The following is a 14,954-nucleotide window of genomic DNA, read 5'->3' as shown; positions in this document are numbered from 1 at the left end:
ACCGGCACCGTGCCGGAATGAACCCTGGGAGGGGACCATGCGCAACACCTTCAAGACCCTGTTGCTGGCACTGCCGCTGTGCCTGGCCGCGCTCTCGGCCCAGGCCGCCGACGGCGCCGCCGGCCGCTGGAAGACCATCGACGACAAGACCGGCAAGGTGAAGTCGATCGTCGAGATCACCCAGGCCGCCAACGGCACCCTGACCGGCAAGGTGGTCGACATCCTGCACTCGGACAAGGGCCCCAACCCGGTCTGTGACGGCTGTGAAGGCGCCAACAGGAACAAGCCGGTGAAGGGCATGACCATCCTCTGGAACCTGAAGGCCGACGGCGCCAACAAGTGGTCCGGTGGCACCATCCTCGACCCGGCCAACGGCAAGACCTACAAGTCGAAGATGGAACTGCAGCCCGGCGGCACCAGGCTGGACGTGTCCGGCTGCATCGCCTTCATCTGCCGCGCGCAGACCTGGCAGCGCGAATAAGCGCCCCTGGCCTCACTTCATCCCGGTGACCCGGCCCCGGCCGGGTCACCTCGTTGCGGGCATGCGATACTCTGCGGTTCCCCTCGGCTTCACCCCGCGACCATGACCCGTACCGCGCTCGTCACCACCGCCCTGCCCTACGCCAACGGCCCGCTGCACCTGGGCCACCTGGTCGGCTACATCCAGGCCGACATCTGGGTGCGTGCGCGGCGAATGAGTGGCGGCAAGGCCTGGTTCGTCTGCGCCGACGATACCCATGGCACGCCGATCATGCTGGCCGCGGAAAAGGCCGGGGTCACCCCGGAAACCTTCATCGCCAACATCCAGGCCAGCCACGAACGTGACTTCGCCGCCTTCGGCGTGGCCTTCGACCACTACGACTCGACCAATTCGGCGGCCAACAAGGCGCTGACCGAGCAGTTCTACCTGAAGCTGGAAGCGGCCGGCCACATCAGCCGCCGTTCGGTGGCGCAGTTCTACGACCCGGCCAAGGGCATGTTCCTGCCCGACCGCTACGTCAAGGGCATCTGCCCGAACTGCGGCAGCCCCGACCAATACGGCGACAACTGCGAAGTGTGCGGCGCTACCTATGCGCCGACCGATCTGAAGGAACCGCGTTCGGTCATCTCCGGTGCCACGCCGGAAATGCGCGATTCGGAGCACTTCTTCTTCGAGGTGGGCCACTTCGACGCGTTCCTGCGCGAATGGCTGGCCGGCGACGTCGCCCTGCCGGGCGTGAAGGCCAAGCTCGGCGAGTGGCTCAACGCCGAAGGTGGCCTGCGCGCGTGGGACATCTCGCGCGATGCGCCGTACTTCGGCTTCCAGATTCCCGGCCAGCCGGGCAAGTACTTCTACGTCTGGCTGGACGCGCCGATCGGCTACCTGTCCAGCTTCCAGACCCTGTGCGGCAGGATCGGCGAGGACTTCGAAGCGCACCTGCGCGCCGGTACCAGCACCGAGCTGCACCACTTCATCGGCAAGGACATCGTCAACTTCCACGGCCTGTTCTGGCCGGCGGTGCTGCACGGCACCGGTCACCGCGCGCCGACCCGCCTGCACGTCAACGGCTACCTGACCGTGGACGGCGCCAAGATGAGCAAGTCGCGCGGCACCTTCGTGATGGCGCGTACCTTCCTCGATGTCGGCCTGGAGCCGGAAGCGCTGCGCTACTACTACGCCGCCAAGTCCGGCGGTGGCGTCGACGATCTCGACCTGAACCTGGGTGACTTCATCGCCCGCGTCAACGCCGACCTGGTCGGCAAGTTCGTCAACCTGGCCAGCCGCTGCGCCGGCTTCATCAGCAAGCGCTTCGACGGGCAGCTGGCCGCGCAGCTGCCCGATGCGGCGCAGTACCAGCGCTTCGTCGATGGCCTGGCGCCGATCCGTGAAGCCTACGAGCGCAACGACCCGGCCGCGGCGATCCGCCTGACCATGACCCTGGCCGACGAAGCCAACCGCTACATCGACGACGTCAAGCCGTGGGTCATCGCCAAGCAGGAAGGCGCCGATGCGCAACTGCAGGCCGTATGCAGCCAGGGCCTGAACCTGTTCCGCGTGCTGGTCACCGCCCTGAAGCCGGTGCTGCCGGCCACCGCCGCGCAGGCCGAAGCCTTCCTGGCCGCGCCGGTGAACGACTGGACCGAACTGGCACAGCCGCTGCTGGGCCACCGCATCACCGACTACACCCCGCTGTTCACCCGTATCGACCCGAAGAAGATTGACGCCATGATCGACGCCTCCAAGGACACCCTGCAGCCGGCGGCTGCCGCTGCCCCCGCCGCCAAGCCGGCCGCCCCGGCCCCGGCCAAGGACGAAGCAAAGAGCGCCGACGCGCCGGCCTACATCGGCATCGACGATTTCGCCAAGCTCGACCTGCGCATCGGCAAGGTGCTGGTCTGCGAGTTCGTGGAAGGATCGGACAAGCTGCTGCGCTTCGAGCTGGATGCAGGTGAACTGGGCAAGCGCCAGATCTTCTCCGGTATCCGTGGCAGCTACGGCGAGCCGGAGAAGCTGGTCGGCCGCAGCGTGGTGTTCATCGCCAACCTGGCCCCGCGCAAGATGCGCTTCGGCCTGAGCGAAGGCATGATCCTGTCGGCCGGCTTCGACGGCGGTGCGCTGGCGTTGCTGGACGCCGACAGCGGCGCGCAGCCGGGCATGCCGGTCCGCTGATGCCCGCAGCGGGCGTGGCCTCGGCCGCGCCCGCCGGCAGCATTGGCCAGCGGAGGCAACGCGATGGGAGGCAACGGAATGGAACTGGCGCTGTTCGACTTCGACCACACCGTGACCACCTGCGATACCTATGGCCGTTTCCTGCGCCGCGTGGCCACCGCCGAACAGCTGGCGCAGGCGTGGTGGAAGGTCGGCCCGTGGCTGCTCGCGTACAAGCTGAAGCTGATCTCGGCCGAACGCATCCGCGCGCGCGTCACCCGCCTGACCTTCAGCGACCGCCACAGTGACGACATCGCCACCCTGGCCGCCGGCTTCTCGCGTGAGTTCCTGCCCGACGTGGTGCGCCCGGAAATGCTGGAGCAGATCCGCTGGCACAAGGAACAGCAGCACACCGTGGTGATCGTGTCCGGCTCGCTGGACCTGTACCTGCGGCCGTGGTGCGAGCAGCTGGGCCTGCAGTTGATCTGCAACCGGCTGGAATGTCAGGACGGACGCCTGACCGGCCGTTACGCCGGTGGCGACTGTGGCCCGCGCAAGGTCGAGCACATCCGTCGCCAGTTCGATCTGTCGCGTTACGTGCGCATCCATGCCTACGGTGACAGTTCCGAAGACAAGCCGATGCTGGCGCTGGCCCACGAGCGCTGGTTCCGCGGCAAACCCCTGAAGTAACCCGACGCGCAGCCTTCGCCACGCATGAGCCTGATCCCACCCCTGACCGAACGCCTCGACCGCCTGCTGCCGCAGACTCAATGCGGGCAATGCGGCTACGACGGTTGCCGACCGTACGCGCAGGCGATGGCGCGCGGCGAGGCAGGCGTCGACCGCTGCCCACCCGGTGGCGATGCCGGTGCACGCGCGCTGGCCCAGGTTCTGCGCGTACCGGCGATTCCTTTTGATCGTTCGCGCGGCGAGCACAAGGCGCCGCAGGTGGCGTTGATCGTGGAAGCCGACTGCATCGGCTGCACCAAGTGCATCCAGGCCTGCCCGGTGGACGCCATCGTCGGCGGCGCCAAGTACATGCACACGGTGATCGCCGATCTGTGCACCGGCTGCGAGCTGTGCATCCCGCCGTGCCCGGTCGACTGCATCGAGCTGGTGCCGGCCTAGCCACCGGACCAACCGGCGGAGCGGCGGGGTAGAGTCGGCTGTTAGTCGACTGCTCTTCGTTCCGGCGGCGCAAAACCCCGCGCTGCGCGCGACAGTCGACTAACCGTCGACTCTACCCCCCCTCCACTGCTGGGAGGTGACCCCGCCGTTACGGCACTGCCGCCGTCACCACGATTTCGACCTTCCAGTCGGCGTGGGCCAGCTTGGCCTCGACCGTGGCGCGCGCCGGGGTCGCACCTTCCACCACCCACTCATCCCATGCCTTGTTCATGCCATCGAAGTCGGCCATGTCGGCCAGGAACACTTCGGCGCGCAGCACGTGCTGGCGATCACTGGCCACCAGCGCCAGCAGCTTGTCGATCTCGGCCAGCACCTGCCGGGTCTGCCCGGTGATGTCCTGGCTGGTGTCTTCCGGAATCTGGCCGGAAAGGTAGGCGACCTTGTTGTACACGGTCATTTCGGACATGCGCGGTCCGACGTCGTAACGCTCCATCATGGGCGTGGCTCCTGCGGGTGATCAGGCCTGCATTGTCCTCCAAACCGGTCAACGATGGGTGCAGGGCAGCCATCCACACACGGTCACTACCGGCTTCCGACAGCGACGCTGGTCAAATGCCAGCGACAGGCGCACGATGCGCCACGGCTGCATTGACACCGCCCTCGCCCTCCCTGACGCACCCTTGCGCCGATGACCGAAACCACCGACCCCGCCACCGCTCCCTCCACCCCGGCATGGAAGCGGGTCCTCACCATCGTCATCCCGCTGCTGATCCTCGCCCTGGCCTTGCACGGCCTGGCCAATGAGTTCGACGAGCACGGCTATCGTGCGATCCGCCAGGCGTTCCGGCAGCTCAGCGGCACGCAGATCGCGCTCACCGTGGTACTCGGCCTGGCCAGTTACGCCTGCCTGATCGGCTTCGATGCCATCGGCCTGCGTCGCAGCGGCATCCGCGTGCACCCCGCGCGCGTCGGCATCACCGCGTTCCTGGCACACACGCTGGGCCAGACCGTGGGCTTTGCCGCGTTGACCGGTGGCGCGGTGCGCCTGCGCGGCTACCGCAGCGCCGGCCTGGACCTGGCGCAGATTGGCCAGGTGGTGCTGATGAGCACGCTCGGTTTCGTATTCGGTGCATGGCTGTTGATCAGCGTGGCGCTGTGCATGGAACCGGCGGCGGCAGCGTTGGCATTGCCATTGAATCCCGATGCCGTGCGCATCGTCGGCATCGTCGCGCTGCTGGCCTATGCGGCCACCCTGCTGCTGGTCGGCCGCGATGGACGCCAGTTCAGCGTGTTCGGCCATGTGCTGTGGCTGCCCGACCGGCGCACGATGATCGGGGTGACCGTGCTCAGCGTGATCGAGCTGGTGCTGGCCAGTGCCGCGTTCTATGTGCTGCTTCCGGACTCGACGCCGACCGGCCTGCCCGGCTTCGTCGGCCTGTACCTGGTCGCGGTGCTGGCCGGCCTGGTTTCGACCGTGCCCGCCGGCCTCGGCGTGTTCGAATGGAGCCTGCTGAAGCTGCTGCCACAGGTGGCACCGGCTGCGGTGCTGGCGGCGGCGTTGATCTACCGCGTCACCTACTACGTACTGCCCCTGCTGCTGGCCACCCTGCTCGCGCTTGCACCCGCGCTGCGCCAGCCGCTGCAGGCCAGTGCCGGGGCGACCCGTGCCGGCTGGAACGCGCTGCGCCCATGGTTGCCGCAGATCATCGCGCTGGCGGTGTTCAGCATCGGTGCTGCGCTGGTCATCGACGGCACGTTGCCCACGCCGCGCCGTCACCTGGTCAACGCATCACTGCCGATCCTGGAAACGTCCCATCTGATCGGCAGCCTCAGCGGCGTCGCCCTGCTGCTGATCGGCCAGGGCCTGGCCCGGCGCAGCCATGCCGCATGGATGCTGGCGATGGCCGTGTGCGTGATCACCCCGTTGCCACTGTGGCTGCGCGGTGGCCAACCGTTGATCGCGGTCTCCGCCCTGCTGGTGGCGATGGCGCTGTGGGCCGCACGCCGCGAGTTCTACCGCCAGGGCGCGCTGCTCGATGAAGCATGGTCGTGGCCATGGCTGCGCAACCTCGGCCTGGTACTGGTGGCGGTCACCTGGCTGTTGTTCTTCACCTACAGCCATGTCGAGTACCAGAACGAGCTGTGGTGGCAGTTTGCGATATCCGGCAACGCACCGCGTGCGCTGCGTGCGCTGCTGGTGGTGGCGATCGCGCTGGTGATGTTCGGCCTGGCGCGGCTGCTGCACAGTACGCGCAGCCCGCTGCCAGCCGCCGACGAGGCCACGCTGCAATCATTGGCGCCGGTACTGGCCGGTGCCACCGATACCCAGGCCTGCCTGGTACTGACCGCCGACAAGGCGGTGCTGCGCGATGATGCGAAACAGGGCTTCGTGATGATGCAGCGCTACGGCGGTTCGCTGATCGCGATGGGCGATCCGGTCGGCCCGCCTGATGTGGCGCGTGCGCTGATATGGCGCTTCCGCGAGGAAGCTGACCGGCTCGGCCTGCGCCCGGTGTTCTACCAGGTGGGCGAGACCTACTGGCAGACCTATCTCGACCTGGGCCTGGGCCTGGTCAAGCTGGGCGAGGAAGCGATCGTGCCATTGCACGACTTCGGCCTGGAAGGCCGCGAACGCGCCGATCTGCGCCAGGCTTGGAACCGTGGCAAGCGCGGGGGCCTTTCGTTCCGCGTGGCACCGGTGGAAGAGATTCCCAGCCTGCTTCCCCGCCTGCAAGCGATCTCCAACGCGTGGCTGGAAGACAAGGCCGGCGACGAGAAGGGTTTCTCGCTGGGCAGCTACGATCCGGATTACCTGGCGCGCTTCCCGGTGGCACTGGTCGAAGCCGAGGGCCAGATCGTGGCATTCGCCAACCTGTGGCAGGCACCGGCCGGTGCCGAGCTGTCGGTGGACCTCATGCGCCATGTCAACGAGGCACCGAAGGGCACGATGGACTTCCTGTTCATCGAGCTGTTCCTGTGGGGCCGCGCTCAGGGCTATGCGCGCTTCTCGCTGGGCATGGCGCCGCTGTCCGGGCTGGCCCAGCATCGCCTTGCTGGGCGCTGGAACCGACTGGCCGGCCTGCTGGCGCGGCATGGCGAACGCTTCTATGGCTTCAGTGGCCTGCGCCGCTTCAAGTCGAAGTTCGACCCGCAGTGGCGACCGCGCTATCTGGCAGCACCCGGCGGCATGCACCTGCCGGCCGCGTTGCTGGATGCCACGCGCCTGATCTCGCTGGACCCGCGGCGCAATTGACGCCCCATACCGCCGAGCATGCCCGGCACCACCTGCCGCCCGGTAGGTGTCGACCTTGGTCGACACGCCAGCGACAGCGGTCAGGCATGGCCCGGCATTACCGCGGCACGTTCTGGTGGGTGCGAACCGTTGGTTCGCACTCTCTCCGCTTCACGCCCCGCCCTTGAGGATCACCTCGGCCAAGCGATCATAGTCACCCCCGAAATGGTGATCGCCCGGCAGCTTCACCTTCCTCACGCCGTCATTGGCCGGCAGGTCCGGGCACAGTGCGTCCTCATCCTTGTCGCCGTATACGCACAGCGTTTTTTCCGCCGGCAGTCTGGCCACTTCCGGCGCGATCGGCAGGCCGTCGCCACCACCCCCCAGCCAGTTGCTGACATGGAATTCGAAGTCAGCCTTCCTGCCCACCGACAGCAGCACGATACGGTCCAGCGTCTCACGGGTGCCGGCATCAAGCTGGTTGATGGTGGCCGGCAGCACGTCGGCACCCTGCGAGAAACCGATCAGCATCACCTTGTCGCGGTGCCACTGCTGGCGGTAGTGATCGATGATCTTCTGCAGGTCAGTGGCAAATCCCTTCGGCGTGCGCTCGCTCCAGAAGTAGCGCAGTGAGTCGATGCCGACCACGGCCACGCCATGCTCGTTGAGCGACGATGCCACGTCCTTGTCCAGGCCGGCCCAGCCGCCATCGCCGGAAACGAACACGGCCAGCGTGTCGCCGCTGCCGGTCGCCGGTACTTCCACTATCGGCAGGCCCTTCAGCGCGGCTGGTGGCGGTGCCAGGCTGACGCCGGCCTGCGCGCCGATCACCCGCGCCGCCGCCACCAGGCCGGGTGAAGCATCGCCGCGCGCGGTGCGCTTGAACTCGCGTGCCATCGCCACCTGCTGCACGAAGCGGCTGGCCTCGCCAACCTTGCAGCCATGGTCGCCGGCGGCGCTCAGCCACGGGGAATTCAACTCGGCAGGCTGCAGCTTGTTGTGCTTCACGCCATCGCCGCAGACCATGCGCTCGTGGCTGTGATCCGGGCAGAAGCCGGTGGTCAGCAGGCCGGCGAATACCTGGGTGTCGGCCTGTGCGGCCAGCGTGTAGGCCATCTCGGCGCCTTCACCATCACCACCGACCAGCGGCAGGTGGTAGCCAGGCAGGTGCAGGGAGGCCTGCAACCAGCGCGAGAAGTTCTCGACGTCGCCGGAACCGAACGAACAGGTCGGATTCCCCTCGCGCTTGAGCACGCTGCGCAGATGCGCGATGTCCACGGCAGCGACCATCGCGCCATCGGCACGCAGGGCCTCGATCGGAAGGCGGCTGGTATCACCACCGGCGGTGGGTTCATGGAACCAGATCACCACACGCTGCGGCGTGCCAGCCGGCATGTGCACCGGAATCTGCTCGAACCGCCCGTGGCTGAACTGCTGCACGTTGGCCGCCGCCATTGCCGGCAGCGCTGCCAACGCCAGAACCACACCCATTGCCCTGCCGAGCCCTGCACGCTTCATGTCGCATCCCCGATGGAATGCGCACACGATACGCCGCCGCCGCGTGCACGGCACGTACCGGCGCAGGCCGTTGGGGATTCAGTGGGCTGCGGCCCGACGGCTGCGCCGGTACAGGGCCATCGCCAGATACAGCAGCCAGCCCACGATCACCGCGATCACCACTTTCTGGCCCAGCCCACGCGGCGGCCCGGCGCGCCACAGCACATGCAGCCACAGCAGCACGAAGGCCAGCCATGCCCAGCCCCAGAGCAGGCCCGCGGCGGACTGCCAACCCGGTTCGCGGCGCAGATACCAGGCCTGCAGCAGCATGCCGACGCTGGCACACAGGAACGCGGTGTTGGCTGCCAGTCCATGGATGAACGGTGCCAGCAGCGGGGTCGCTTCAGGCAGCCAGCTGTCACCGATGGCGACCGTCGCCAGCCCCAGTGCAGAGACAATGAACAACAGCGGCGCCGCCGCACTGCGGCGCGGGCCAATGCTGCCGCGATACAGCGCAATGCCAAGCGCCGCAATGGCCAGCGCCAGCAGGCAGTAGGCAGCGCGCAATGCCAGGCCCCACGGCCCGTGCAGGTACAGGCTCAAGGTTGCCCGCACCCAGTCCAGATCACTGCGCGCGACCTGGGTCCACAGCGCGGTGGCCACGAACAGCAGCAGCGCCACCAGTGCCAGCACCGCCGCCGGACGCGCACGGCTCATGGCGTTGCCTCCGGATGCCGCGTCTTCCACTCGGCCAGCGCCTTGCGATAGCGCTGCAGCTCATCGGCGTACAGATCCAGCACGCACAGCGGGCAACCACTGCCACAGCATTCGTTGGGACCGGGCTCTTCCGGTGGCAGCGGGCGGGGATCGGGATCAGGGACGGACACAGTGGGAAGCGACAATCGGTGAGAGCAGGCCCAAGTGTACCGGTCCAGCTCAGCGGGCCAGCTGTCGACGCAGGTTTTCCCGAGCCGCCGCATCCAGGCGCTGGTGGAAGAAGTCACTGAGGAAGATGCGCGGCGCCCGCAGCAGCCCCTGCAGGAAACGGCGACGCCCGGCGCGGTACAGGAAGCCCGGCACGACCCCTTTGTACTCTTCGGCCACACCACGATCGTAGGCGGCGAACACCGGCTCGGGCGCGGCCAGGATCGCCATGTCGCAGTCCAGGAACAGCGCGGCCTCGGCATCAACGTCGTCCGGGCCCAGATCGCCATGGCGGGCTGTCAGCAGGATCAACTGCTCGACCCGCGCGGCGTCGACGCCGGCCAGTTCCGGGGCCCGTGCGATTGCCTGCAGGGCCAGCGCCGCCGAACGCGCTTCGTTGTCCTTGCGGCCCGCCACATAGATCGCGTCGTGGTAGAGCACGGCCAGGTACACCTCGGCGGGCCTCTGCCAGCCCGGGCCGTCAGCCACGTCCTGGCAGTGCTGCAGCACCGCGCGTACGTGTCCGAAGTGGTGGTAGGCGCGGGGCGGCGTTGCGTAGCTGTCCTGCAGCGCCTGCCACTGCGCAGGAGCCAGCGTCAGCGGAGAGAAATCCATACCCGGATCATCCCGCCTGCGCAGCCCCGCGGCAAGCTGATGGTTTTTTCACCACATACTCACAACGCTTGCCCGGTGAGGCCTGGACGCGGTTGTCCACAGCTTTGTCGAGCGCTGGTCCACATCGGTTGTGGATGAAACGCCGTACCGGCCACGCGCCGACCAACGGTCACTGCAGCGCGGCGCCGCCGGGTCTACACTCGCTGCAGGCGGGAGCGCCCGCCGCTGCCGGGAACTGTCATGTACCGCCCTGCCGCCCGCATCTTCATCGTGGTCCTGGCCGCTTTGATGGCCGCGCCGCTCTGCGCACAGGACCACCCGCGCACCGATGCACTCCCGCCCATCGGAAGCGTCACCCCGGTGGAGGTCCCCTCACCGGAACAGGTCTTCGCGATTCCTCCCGCAATGCGCGCGATGCTGCAGGCGCAGGTGATCGACCGCAGTTCATCGCGCGAGCAGCGGCTGCAGGCACTGGTGGAAATGATCTTCGGCCGCCAGGGGCTGGACCTGCAGTACGACGCGAACGCGACCTACACCGTGGACGAAGTCTGGCAGCAGCGCCGCGCCAACTGCCTCGCCTTCACGCTGATGTTCGTGGCACTGGCGCGCGAGGCTGGCATCCAGGCCCGCGTCCAGGAAGTCGGCCAGGTCGTGTCCTGGTACCAGGACCAGGACGCCGGCGTGGTCTACAGTGTGGGCCACGTCAACGCGGGCGTGGAGATCGCGGGGCGTTACGCCACGGTCGACCTCGATCGCAACGTACTCTACGACCGCCACGGCCCGCAGCCGGTCAGCCGCGCGCGTGCACTGGCCCATTTCTACAACAATCGAGGTGCCGAACGCATGGCCGAAGGAGACCTCGTCGGCGCCCGCGCGTTCTTCGATGCCTCGGTCGTGCAGGATCGCGCGTTCCCCTCGGTCTGGAACAACCTGGGTGTGCTCGACAACCGTGAGGGCAACACCGATGCGGCGCGGCAGGCACTGGACCGCGCCCTGCGCCTGGACGGTCGCCAGGATGCGGCGCTGACCAATGCCAGCGCGCTGTATCGGCAGCTTGGGCTGGATGCGCAGGCCAAGGCCTTGGAGCGACGCTTGAAGTCGGTGCAGCGTGAGGACCCGTTCGCGCAGTACATGCTGGGCACGCAGGCCGAGCAGGCCGGAAAGCTGGCCGAAGCCATCCGCTATTACCGGCAGGCCGTGCGCCTGTATGACACCGCGCACCAGTTCCACTTCGGGCTGGCGCGCGTGTATTTCCTGTCCGGGCAGCTTGAGCGCGCCGACCGTGAACTGACCCGCGCGCAGCTGCTGGGTGGTGCACCGGAGCAGGCACGCTACCAGGCCAAGCTCGACAGCCTGGCCCGCTGGCGCGCGCAGCAGCAGGCCAGGCGCTGAGACCGATCAGGCCTTCTTGAGGAAGCAGGTCTTCAGGACCAGGCCCTTGATCTTGTCCGAGTTGCCTTCGATGTGCTCGGCATCATCTTCGACCAGGCGGATGTTGCGGATCACGGTGCCCTGCTTCAGCGGGATCGAAGACCCCTTCACCTTCAGGTCCTTGATCACGGTGACGGTGTCGCCGGCCTGCAGGGTATTGCCGTTGCTGTCACGCACGACCAGGGTCGAACCGGCACTTTCCTCGGCGGTCCATTCGAAACCGCAATCGGCGCAGATCCACAGCGCGCCATCGGCATAGGTGTTTTCCAGGGTGCACTGCGGGCAGGCGGGAACAGACGACATCGGCAAGTACCTCAAAGTGAATCAACAGCCGCCATTGTAACCGCCCGGTCCGGGGCCCCGGCTCCCTGGCAGGTGCCCGGCCGCCGCCATGACCGCGGCTGGAGCAGCCGTGACGCTGGAACTTGCAGTCGGCGACGAACTGCAGCAGAGTGCGCGGCCCCTGACCGCCCCCGGAACTCCCCATGCGCCTCGGCATCGACTTCGGTACCAGCAACTCCGCCGCCGCCATCGTGCATGAGGGGAAACTGCTGCCGATCCGTTTCGGTGACGCCGAACAGTTCCGCACCAGCGTGTACTTCCCCGGCGTGGTGCCCGACCCGGACGACTTCCAGCTCGACGACGGCCAGGAACACCAGCTGCAGCAGATGATCGACAGCGCCGCGCGTGCAGCCCGTGCCGCCGGCCAGGAACGCACGCCGCAGGCGCTGCGCCGTGAAGCCCTGCGCGCCCTGCGCCGTGAATGGATGGAGGCCCGCGCCGGCAAGGAACGCAGCGCCAGCGACCTGCTGCAGAACGCGGTCTACGGCGACGACGCGCTGGAAGCCTATTTCGAGGAACACGAAGGCAACCTGGTGCAGAGCCCGAAGTCGATGCTGGGCTACAACCTGCACCCGCGCGCGAAGCAGACCATCACCGGCATCGCCGCGCACATCCTCGAACACATCCGCCTGACCGCCAGCGCCCAGCTTGGCCAGCCGCTGCGTGCCGCTCTGCTCGGCCGCCCGGTGCAGTTCCGCAGCTCGATCGGCGCGGCCGGCAATGACCAGGCACTGGATATCCTGCGCGAGGCCGCCACCCAGGCCGGCTTCGACCAGATCGATTTCCTCGAAGAACCCGCCGCGGCGGCCATGCACTACCACGCCGAAAGCCGCGAGCGGCACCAGGCGGTGATCGTCGACATCGGCGGCGGTACCACCGATATCGCGCATGCCGAAGTCGGTGGCGACGACGCCCCGCGTATCCACCGCGCGTGGGGTATCGCCCGCGGCGGTACCGACATTGATCTGGCGCTGAGCCTGTCCAGCTACATGCCGCTGTTCGGCCGCGGCATCACCCGCGTGCCCGCCCACCACTATGTGGAAGCAGCCACCGTGCAGGACATGACGCGCCAGCGCGACTTCCGCCAGCACAAATACGATCACGTCGACGAGCCGTGGGGCGGGCGCCTGCAGGCCCTGCAGGACACCGGCAATACCGCCCGCCTGTACCGCGATGTCGAACGCGCCAAGATCGCCCTCAGCGCCGCCAGCGAGCACCGCAGCACGCTGGACTACATCGCCCGCGACCTGCATGCCGACAGCAGCGCCGATGGCCTGGCCGCCGCCGCCCACGGCTACCTGGAGCAGATCCGGGAACTGCTGGCCCAGGTCCGCAGCGACATCGGGGGCGACCCGGATGCGGTGTTCCTGACCGGCGGCATGTCCCGTGCCGGCTACCTGCGCCAGGCCGTGGCCGAGGCCTTCCCGGGGGCCCGCATGGTCCACGGCGAGCCCTCGCTGGGCGTGGTCCAGGGCCTGGCATTGGCGGCAGCCAGCCAGGATTAACAAAACGTTACGCGGTCTAAGTTACTCTTGGTCGGCTAGAACCCCGCTGCACCTTCCACCGGCCACGCCGGTGTGTGTCCACGGTGCAGCCTGGCCCGCCCTGCGGGCCTAGCGGCCATGCCTTCCTGGCTCGTTCATGGTCCGCGCAGCACCTGAGCCGCCATCGAGACCCGCTTTGGGCACCCGCCAGGCCCCTGTGGCCTTACAACCTGACGCAGCACCTGCACCCATCGACTGCCGCCGTTGTGACGCGGTCTGTTGCCGGCTGCCCGTGCTGCTGCAGCCCGGCGACCACGTGCCTGGCCAGTTCCTGTCACGCGACACCCACGGCCGTGCCGTGATGGCGCGCAACGAGGAAGGCTGGTGCGCGGCGATCGATCCCTATCACCTGCGCTGCACGATCTATTCGCAGCGCCCGGCGATCTGCCGCCAGTTTTCGATGGGCGGCGATGACTGCCGCCGCGAGCGGCAGGACTACCTGCGCCAGGCCGACGCCTGGGCGCTTTCCTCCCCTTCCACCTGACAGGAGCAACCATGCCCCGCAAGGCAAAGACCCCCGCGAAGGCCAGCAACAGCATCCGCAGCGAACGCAAGGGCGCGGCCGCCAGCACCGTGGTCAGCAGCGATTCGATCGCTTCGGACCTGGCAGCGTTCCGCAAGGCCGGTGGCAAGATCGAAGTCCTCGGCACCACCTGGGCGCTGAAGAAAGCCAGCTGACCCAGTACCGACCGCGGCGGCGCTGCCGCCGCGGCCTGCCGGACCGTGCTCAGCGATCCAGGCGTACCCGCACACTGCCCGAATGCGACTGGATGCGGATGTCTCCATCGCCGCCCCCCAGACGCGTATCGAGATGGCTGCCCGGCCCATAGCGCGGCCGCTCCACCTGACCGGCGTCGCTGTTGATCGAGCCGCTGAAGCTGTTCACCGACAGCTGTGCCGACACCGTGCGTGGCAGGCTCAGCGTGACCGAGGCACTGACCGATTCGACATTGATGCGGCCACCGGGCGCCAGCCCGGCCGCTGCCAGATCGATGCTGCCAGAGACGGTTTCCACCGCCAGTCGCTGCACGCGCCCGGCGTCGACCTCGACCCGTCCGGACACCGTCTGCGCACCGATATCACCGGACACGCCGCCGCCGGCCTCGATGCGGCCACTGACGGTGTTCACATCCAGCTTCGGCGTCTGCAGGCGTGCGCTGACGCTGCCACTGACCGTGTTGAGCTTGCTGTCGCCACTGCGGCCAGCCGCGCTCAGGCTGCCGCTGACCGTGTCGGCCTGCAGCCGTCGCACATCGATACCACTGATGTCCTGGCTGGCGCTGACCGTGCTCAGCAGCAGCTCCACCGATCGCGGCACGTTCAGCACCAGCGTTGCACCGCCGTTGTTGCTGCGGCGCGGATATTCGATCTCCCAGCGCACACGGTTGGCGCTTTTTTCCTGGCGCAACTGCAGGCCGTCGCTGAGCGTGCCGGTGAGCTGCACGTCATTGCGGTCCCAGCCACGCACGGTCACCTTGCCGGCCACGTTGCTCAGCTCGATGCGACCGCCCGCAGCCAAGGTGTGGCGCTCGTCGATGCGGGTGTCGGCCAGTGCCACGGCAGGGGTCAGCAGCAGCGCGACACAGCAGGAAATCAGGGTTCGGGTCATGGG

At 67.9% G+C, this 14,954-nt stretch carries 16 protein-coding genes; 9 read left to right on the top strand and 7 right to left on the bottom strand.

The genetic code is table 11. The features are described 5' to 3' along the window. Positions 1–37 precede the first annotated feature (37 nt). The 4 genes from AC5P78_RS00735 (at position 38) to rnfB (ending at position 3,757) form a co-directional block, all read left to right on the top strand. Positions 38–481 (top strand): DUF2147 domain-containing protein, encoded by a 444-nt coding sequence (locus AC5P78_RS00735; RefSeq protein ID WP_012480941.1) that lies wholly within the window; start codon positions 38–40, stop codon positions 479–481. Between the two features lie 102 nt (positions 482–583). Continuing rightward, on the top strand, positions 584–2,650 hold the full coding sequence (gene metG / locus AC5P78_RS00730) for a methionine--tRNA ligase (protein WP_043035451.1): 2,067 nt from the start codon (positions 584–586) through the stop codon (positions 2,648–2,650). Between the two features lie 78 nt (positions 2,651–2,728). After that, positions 2,729–3,319 (top strand): HAD family hydrolase, encoded by a 591-nt coding sequence (locus AC5P78_RS00725; protein WP_005414141.1) that lies wholly within the window; start codon positions 2,729–2,731, stop codon positions 3,317–3,319. Positions 3,320–3,343: 24 nt separating this feature from the next. Further along, positions 3,344–3,757 (top strand): Rnf electron transport complex subunit RnfB, encoded by a 414-nt coding sequence (gene rnfB, locus AC5P78_RS00720; protein WP_012480943.1) that lies wholly within the window; start codon positions 3,344–3,346, stop codon positions 3,755–3,757. Positions 3,758–3,905: 148 nt separating this feature from the next. Here the strand turns inward: rnfB and AC5P78_RS00715 are convergent, their stop codons facing one another. Continuing rightward, positions 3,906–4,253, bottom strand: a complete 348-nt coding sequence (locus tag AC5P78_RS00715; RefSeq protein ID WP_005410556.1) for a RidA family protein — start codon at positions 4,251–4,253, stop codon at positions 3,906–3,908. A gap of 192 nt (positions 4,254–4,445) precedes the next feature. Here AC5P78_RS00715 and mprF point away from each other — a divergent pair, with 192 nt between their 5' ends. Next, the gene (mprF, locus tag AC5P78_RS00710) at positions 4,446–7,010 is read left to right on the top strand and encodes a bifunctional lysylphosphatidylglycerol flippase/synthetase MprF (RefSeq protein ID WP_138970198.1); all 2,565 of its coding nucleotides are present in this window, start codon (positions 4,446–4,448) and stop codon (positions 7,008–7,010) included. 150 nt (positions 7,011–7,160) lie between these two features. Here the strand turns inward: mprF and AC5P78_RS00705 are convergent, their stop codons facing one another. The 4 genes from AC5P78_RS00705 to AC5P78_RS00690 form a co-directional block, all read right to left on the bottom strand. Beyond that, positions 7,161–8,507, bottom strand: coding sequence for a virulence factor family protein (locus AC5P78_RS00705; RefSeq protein WP_012480945.1), 1,347 nt, complete (start codon positions 8,505–8,507; stop codon positions 7,161–7,163). 78 nt (positions 8,508–8,585) lie between these two features. Beyond that, positions 8,586–9,203, bottom strand: a complete 618-nt coding sequence (locus AC5P78_RS00700; protein WP_012480946.1) for a DUF998 domain-containing protein — start codon at positions 9,201–9,203, stop codon at positions 8,586–8,588. Next, positions 9,200–9,373, bottom strand: coding sequence for an oxidoreductase-like domain-containing protein (locus AC5P78_RS00695; RefSeq protein ID WP_050550426.1), 174 nt, complete (start codon positions 9,371–9,373; stop codon positions 9,200–9,202). The genes AC5P78_RS00700 and AC5P78_RS00695 overlap by 4 nt, the downstream gene beginning before the upstream one ends. Positions 9,374–9,422: 49 nt before the next feature. Next, entirely contained in the window at positions 9,423–10,025 is a 603-nt protein-coding gene (locus AC5P78_RS00690; RefSeq protein WP_005410561.1) for an HD domain-containing protein, read from the bottom strand. A 240-nt stretch (positions 10,026–10,265) separates the two neighbouring features. On the opposite strand from AC5P78_RS00690, the gene AC5P78_RS00685 reads away from it, so the two are divergent. After that, on the top strand, positions 10,266–11,417 hold the full coding sequence (locus AC5P78_RS00685; protein ID WP_012480949.1) for a transglutaminase-like domain-containing protein: 1,152 nt from the start codon (positions 10,266–10,268) through the stop codon (positions 11,415–11,417). Between the two features lie 6 nt (positions 11,418–11,423). Here AC5P78_RS00685 and AC5P78_RS00680 read toward each other — a convergent pair whose 3' ends face one another. Beyond that, on the bottom strand, positions 11,424–11,759 hold the full coding sequence (locus tag AC5P78_RS00680; protein WP_005414225.1) for a zinc ribbon domain-containing protein YjdM: 336 nt from the start codon (positions 11,757–11,759) through the stop codon (positions 11,424–11,426). Positions 11,760–11,941: 182 nt separating this feature from the next. Here AC5P78_RS00680 and AC5P78_RS00675 point away from each other — a divergent pair, with 182 nt between their 5' ends. From AC5P78_RS00675 to AC5P78_RS00665, 3 genes are all read left to right on the top strand, one after another. Further along, a complete protein-coding gene (locus tag AC5P78_RS00675) occupies positions 11,942–13,303 on the top strand; it encodes an Hsp70 family protein (protein ID WP_012480950.1) in 1,362 nt (453 codons plus the stop codon). A 229-nt stretch (positions 13,304–13,532) separates the two neighbouring features. Next, entirely contained in the window at positions 13,533–13,826 is a 294-nt protein-coding gene (locus AC5P78_RS00670) for a YkgJ family cysteine cluster protein (protein ID WP_053462562.1), read from the top strand. An 11-nt stretch (positions 13,827–13,837) separates the two neighbouring features. Continuing rightward, positions 13,838–14,020: a hypothetical protein gene (locus AC5P78_RS00665; RefSeq protein WP_005410566.1), complete on the top strand. Its 183-nt coding sequence runs from the start codon at positions 13,838–13,840 to the stop codon at positions 14,018–14,020. Between the two features lie 49 nt (positions 14,021–14,069). Here the strand turns inward: AC5P78_RS00665 and AC5P78_RS00660 are convergent, their stop codons facing one another. Further along, positions 14,070–14,951: a DUF4097 family beta strand repeat-containing protein gene (locus AC5P78_RS00660; protein WP_012480952.1), complete on the bottom strand. Its 882-nt coding sequence runs from the start codon at positions 14,949–14,951 to the stop codon at positions 14,070–14,072. Positions 14,952–14,954: the final 3 nt, after the last annotated feature.

The organism is Stenotrophomonas sp. YJH_SMC_133, from assembly GCF_059370655.1.
This window is presented reverse-complemented; position numbering and strand designations above follow the sequence as displayed.

What these genes read in the sequence shown, in the direction of transcription:
- AC5P78_RS00700 (WP_012480946.1), bottom strand. Translation starts at nt 9,203, where the DNA reads ATGAGCCGTGCGCGTCCGGCGGCGGTGCTGGCACTGGTGGCGCTGCTG.
- metG (WP_043035451.1), top strand. Translation starts at nt 584, where the DNA reads ATGACCCGTACCGCGCTCGTCACCACCGCCCTGCCCTACGCCAACGGC.
- AC5P78_RS00685 (WP_012480949.1), top strand. Translation starts at nt 10,266, where the DNA reads ATGTACCGCCCTGCCGCCCGCATCTTCATCGTGGTCCTGGCCGCTTTG.
- AC5P78_RS00665 (WP_005410566.1), top strand. Translation starts at nt 13,838, where the DNA reads ATGCCCCGCAAGGCAAAGACCCCCGCGAAGGCCAGCAACAGCATCCGC.
- mprF (WP_138970198.1), top strand. Translation starts at nt 4,446, where the DNA reads ATGACCGAAACCACCGACCCCGCCACCGCTCCCTCCACCCCGGCATGG.
- AC5P78_RS00705 (WP_012480945.1), bottom strand. Translation starts at nt 8,507, where the DNA reads ATGAAGCGTGCAGGGCTCGGCAGGGCAATGGGTGTGGTTCTGGCGTTG.
- AC5P78_RS00660 (WP_012480952.1), bottom strand. Translation starts at nt 14,951, where the DNA reads ATGACCCGAACCCTGATTTCCTGCTGTGTCGCGCTGCTGCTGACCCCT.
- AC5P78_RS00675 (WP_012480950.1), top strand. Translation starts at nt 11,942, where the DNA reads ATGCGCCTCGGCATCGACTTCGGTACCAGCAACTCCGCCGCCGCCATC.
- AC5P78_RS00725 (WP_005414141.1), top strand. Translation starts at nt 2,729, where the DNA reads ATGGAACTGGCGCTGTTCGACTTCGACCACACCGTGACCACCTGCGAT.
- AC5P78_RS00735 (WP_012480941.1), top strand. Translation starts at nt 38, where the DNA reads ATGCGCAACACCTTCAAGACCCTGTTGCTGGCACTGCCGCTGTGCCTG.
- AC5P78_RS00690 (WP_005410561.1), bottom strand. Translation starts at nt 10,025, where the DNA reads ATGGATTTCTCTCCGCTGACGCTGGCTCCTGCGCAGTGGCAGGCGCTG.
- rnfB (WP_012480943.1), top strand. Translation starts at nt 3,344, where the DNA reads ATGAGCCTGATCCCACCCCTGACCGAACGCCTCGACCGCCTGCTGCCG.
- AC5P78_RS00715 (WP_005410556.1), bottom strand. Translation starts at nt 4,253, where the DNA reads ATGATGGAGCGTTACGACGTCGGACCGCGCATGTCCGAAATGACCGTG.
- AC5P78_RS00680 (WP_005414225.1), bottom strand. Translation starts at nt 11,759, where the DNA reads ATGTCGTCTGTTCCCGCCTGCCCGCAGTGCACCCTGGAAAACACCTAT.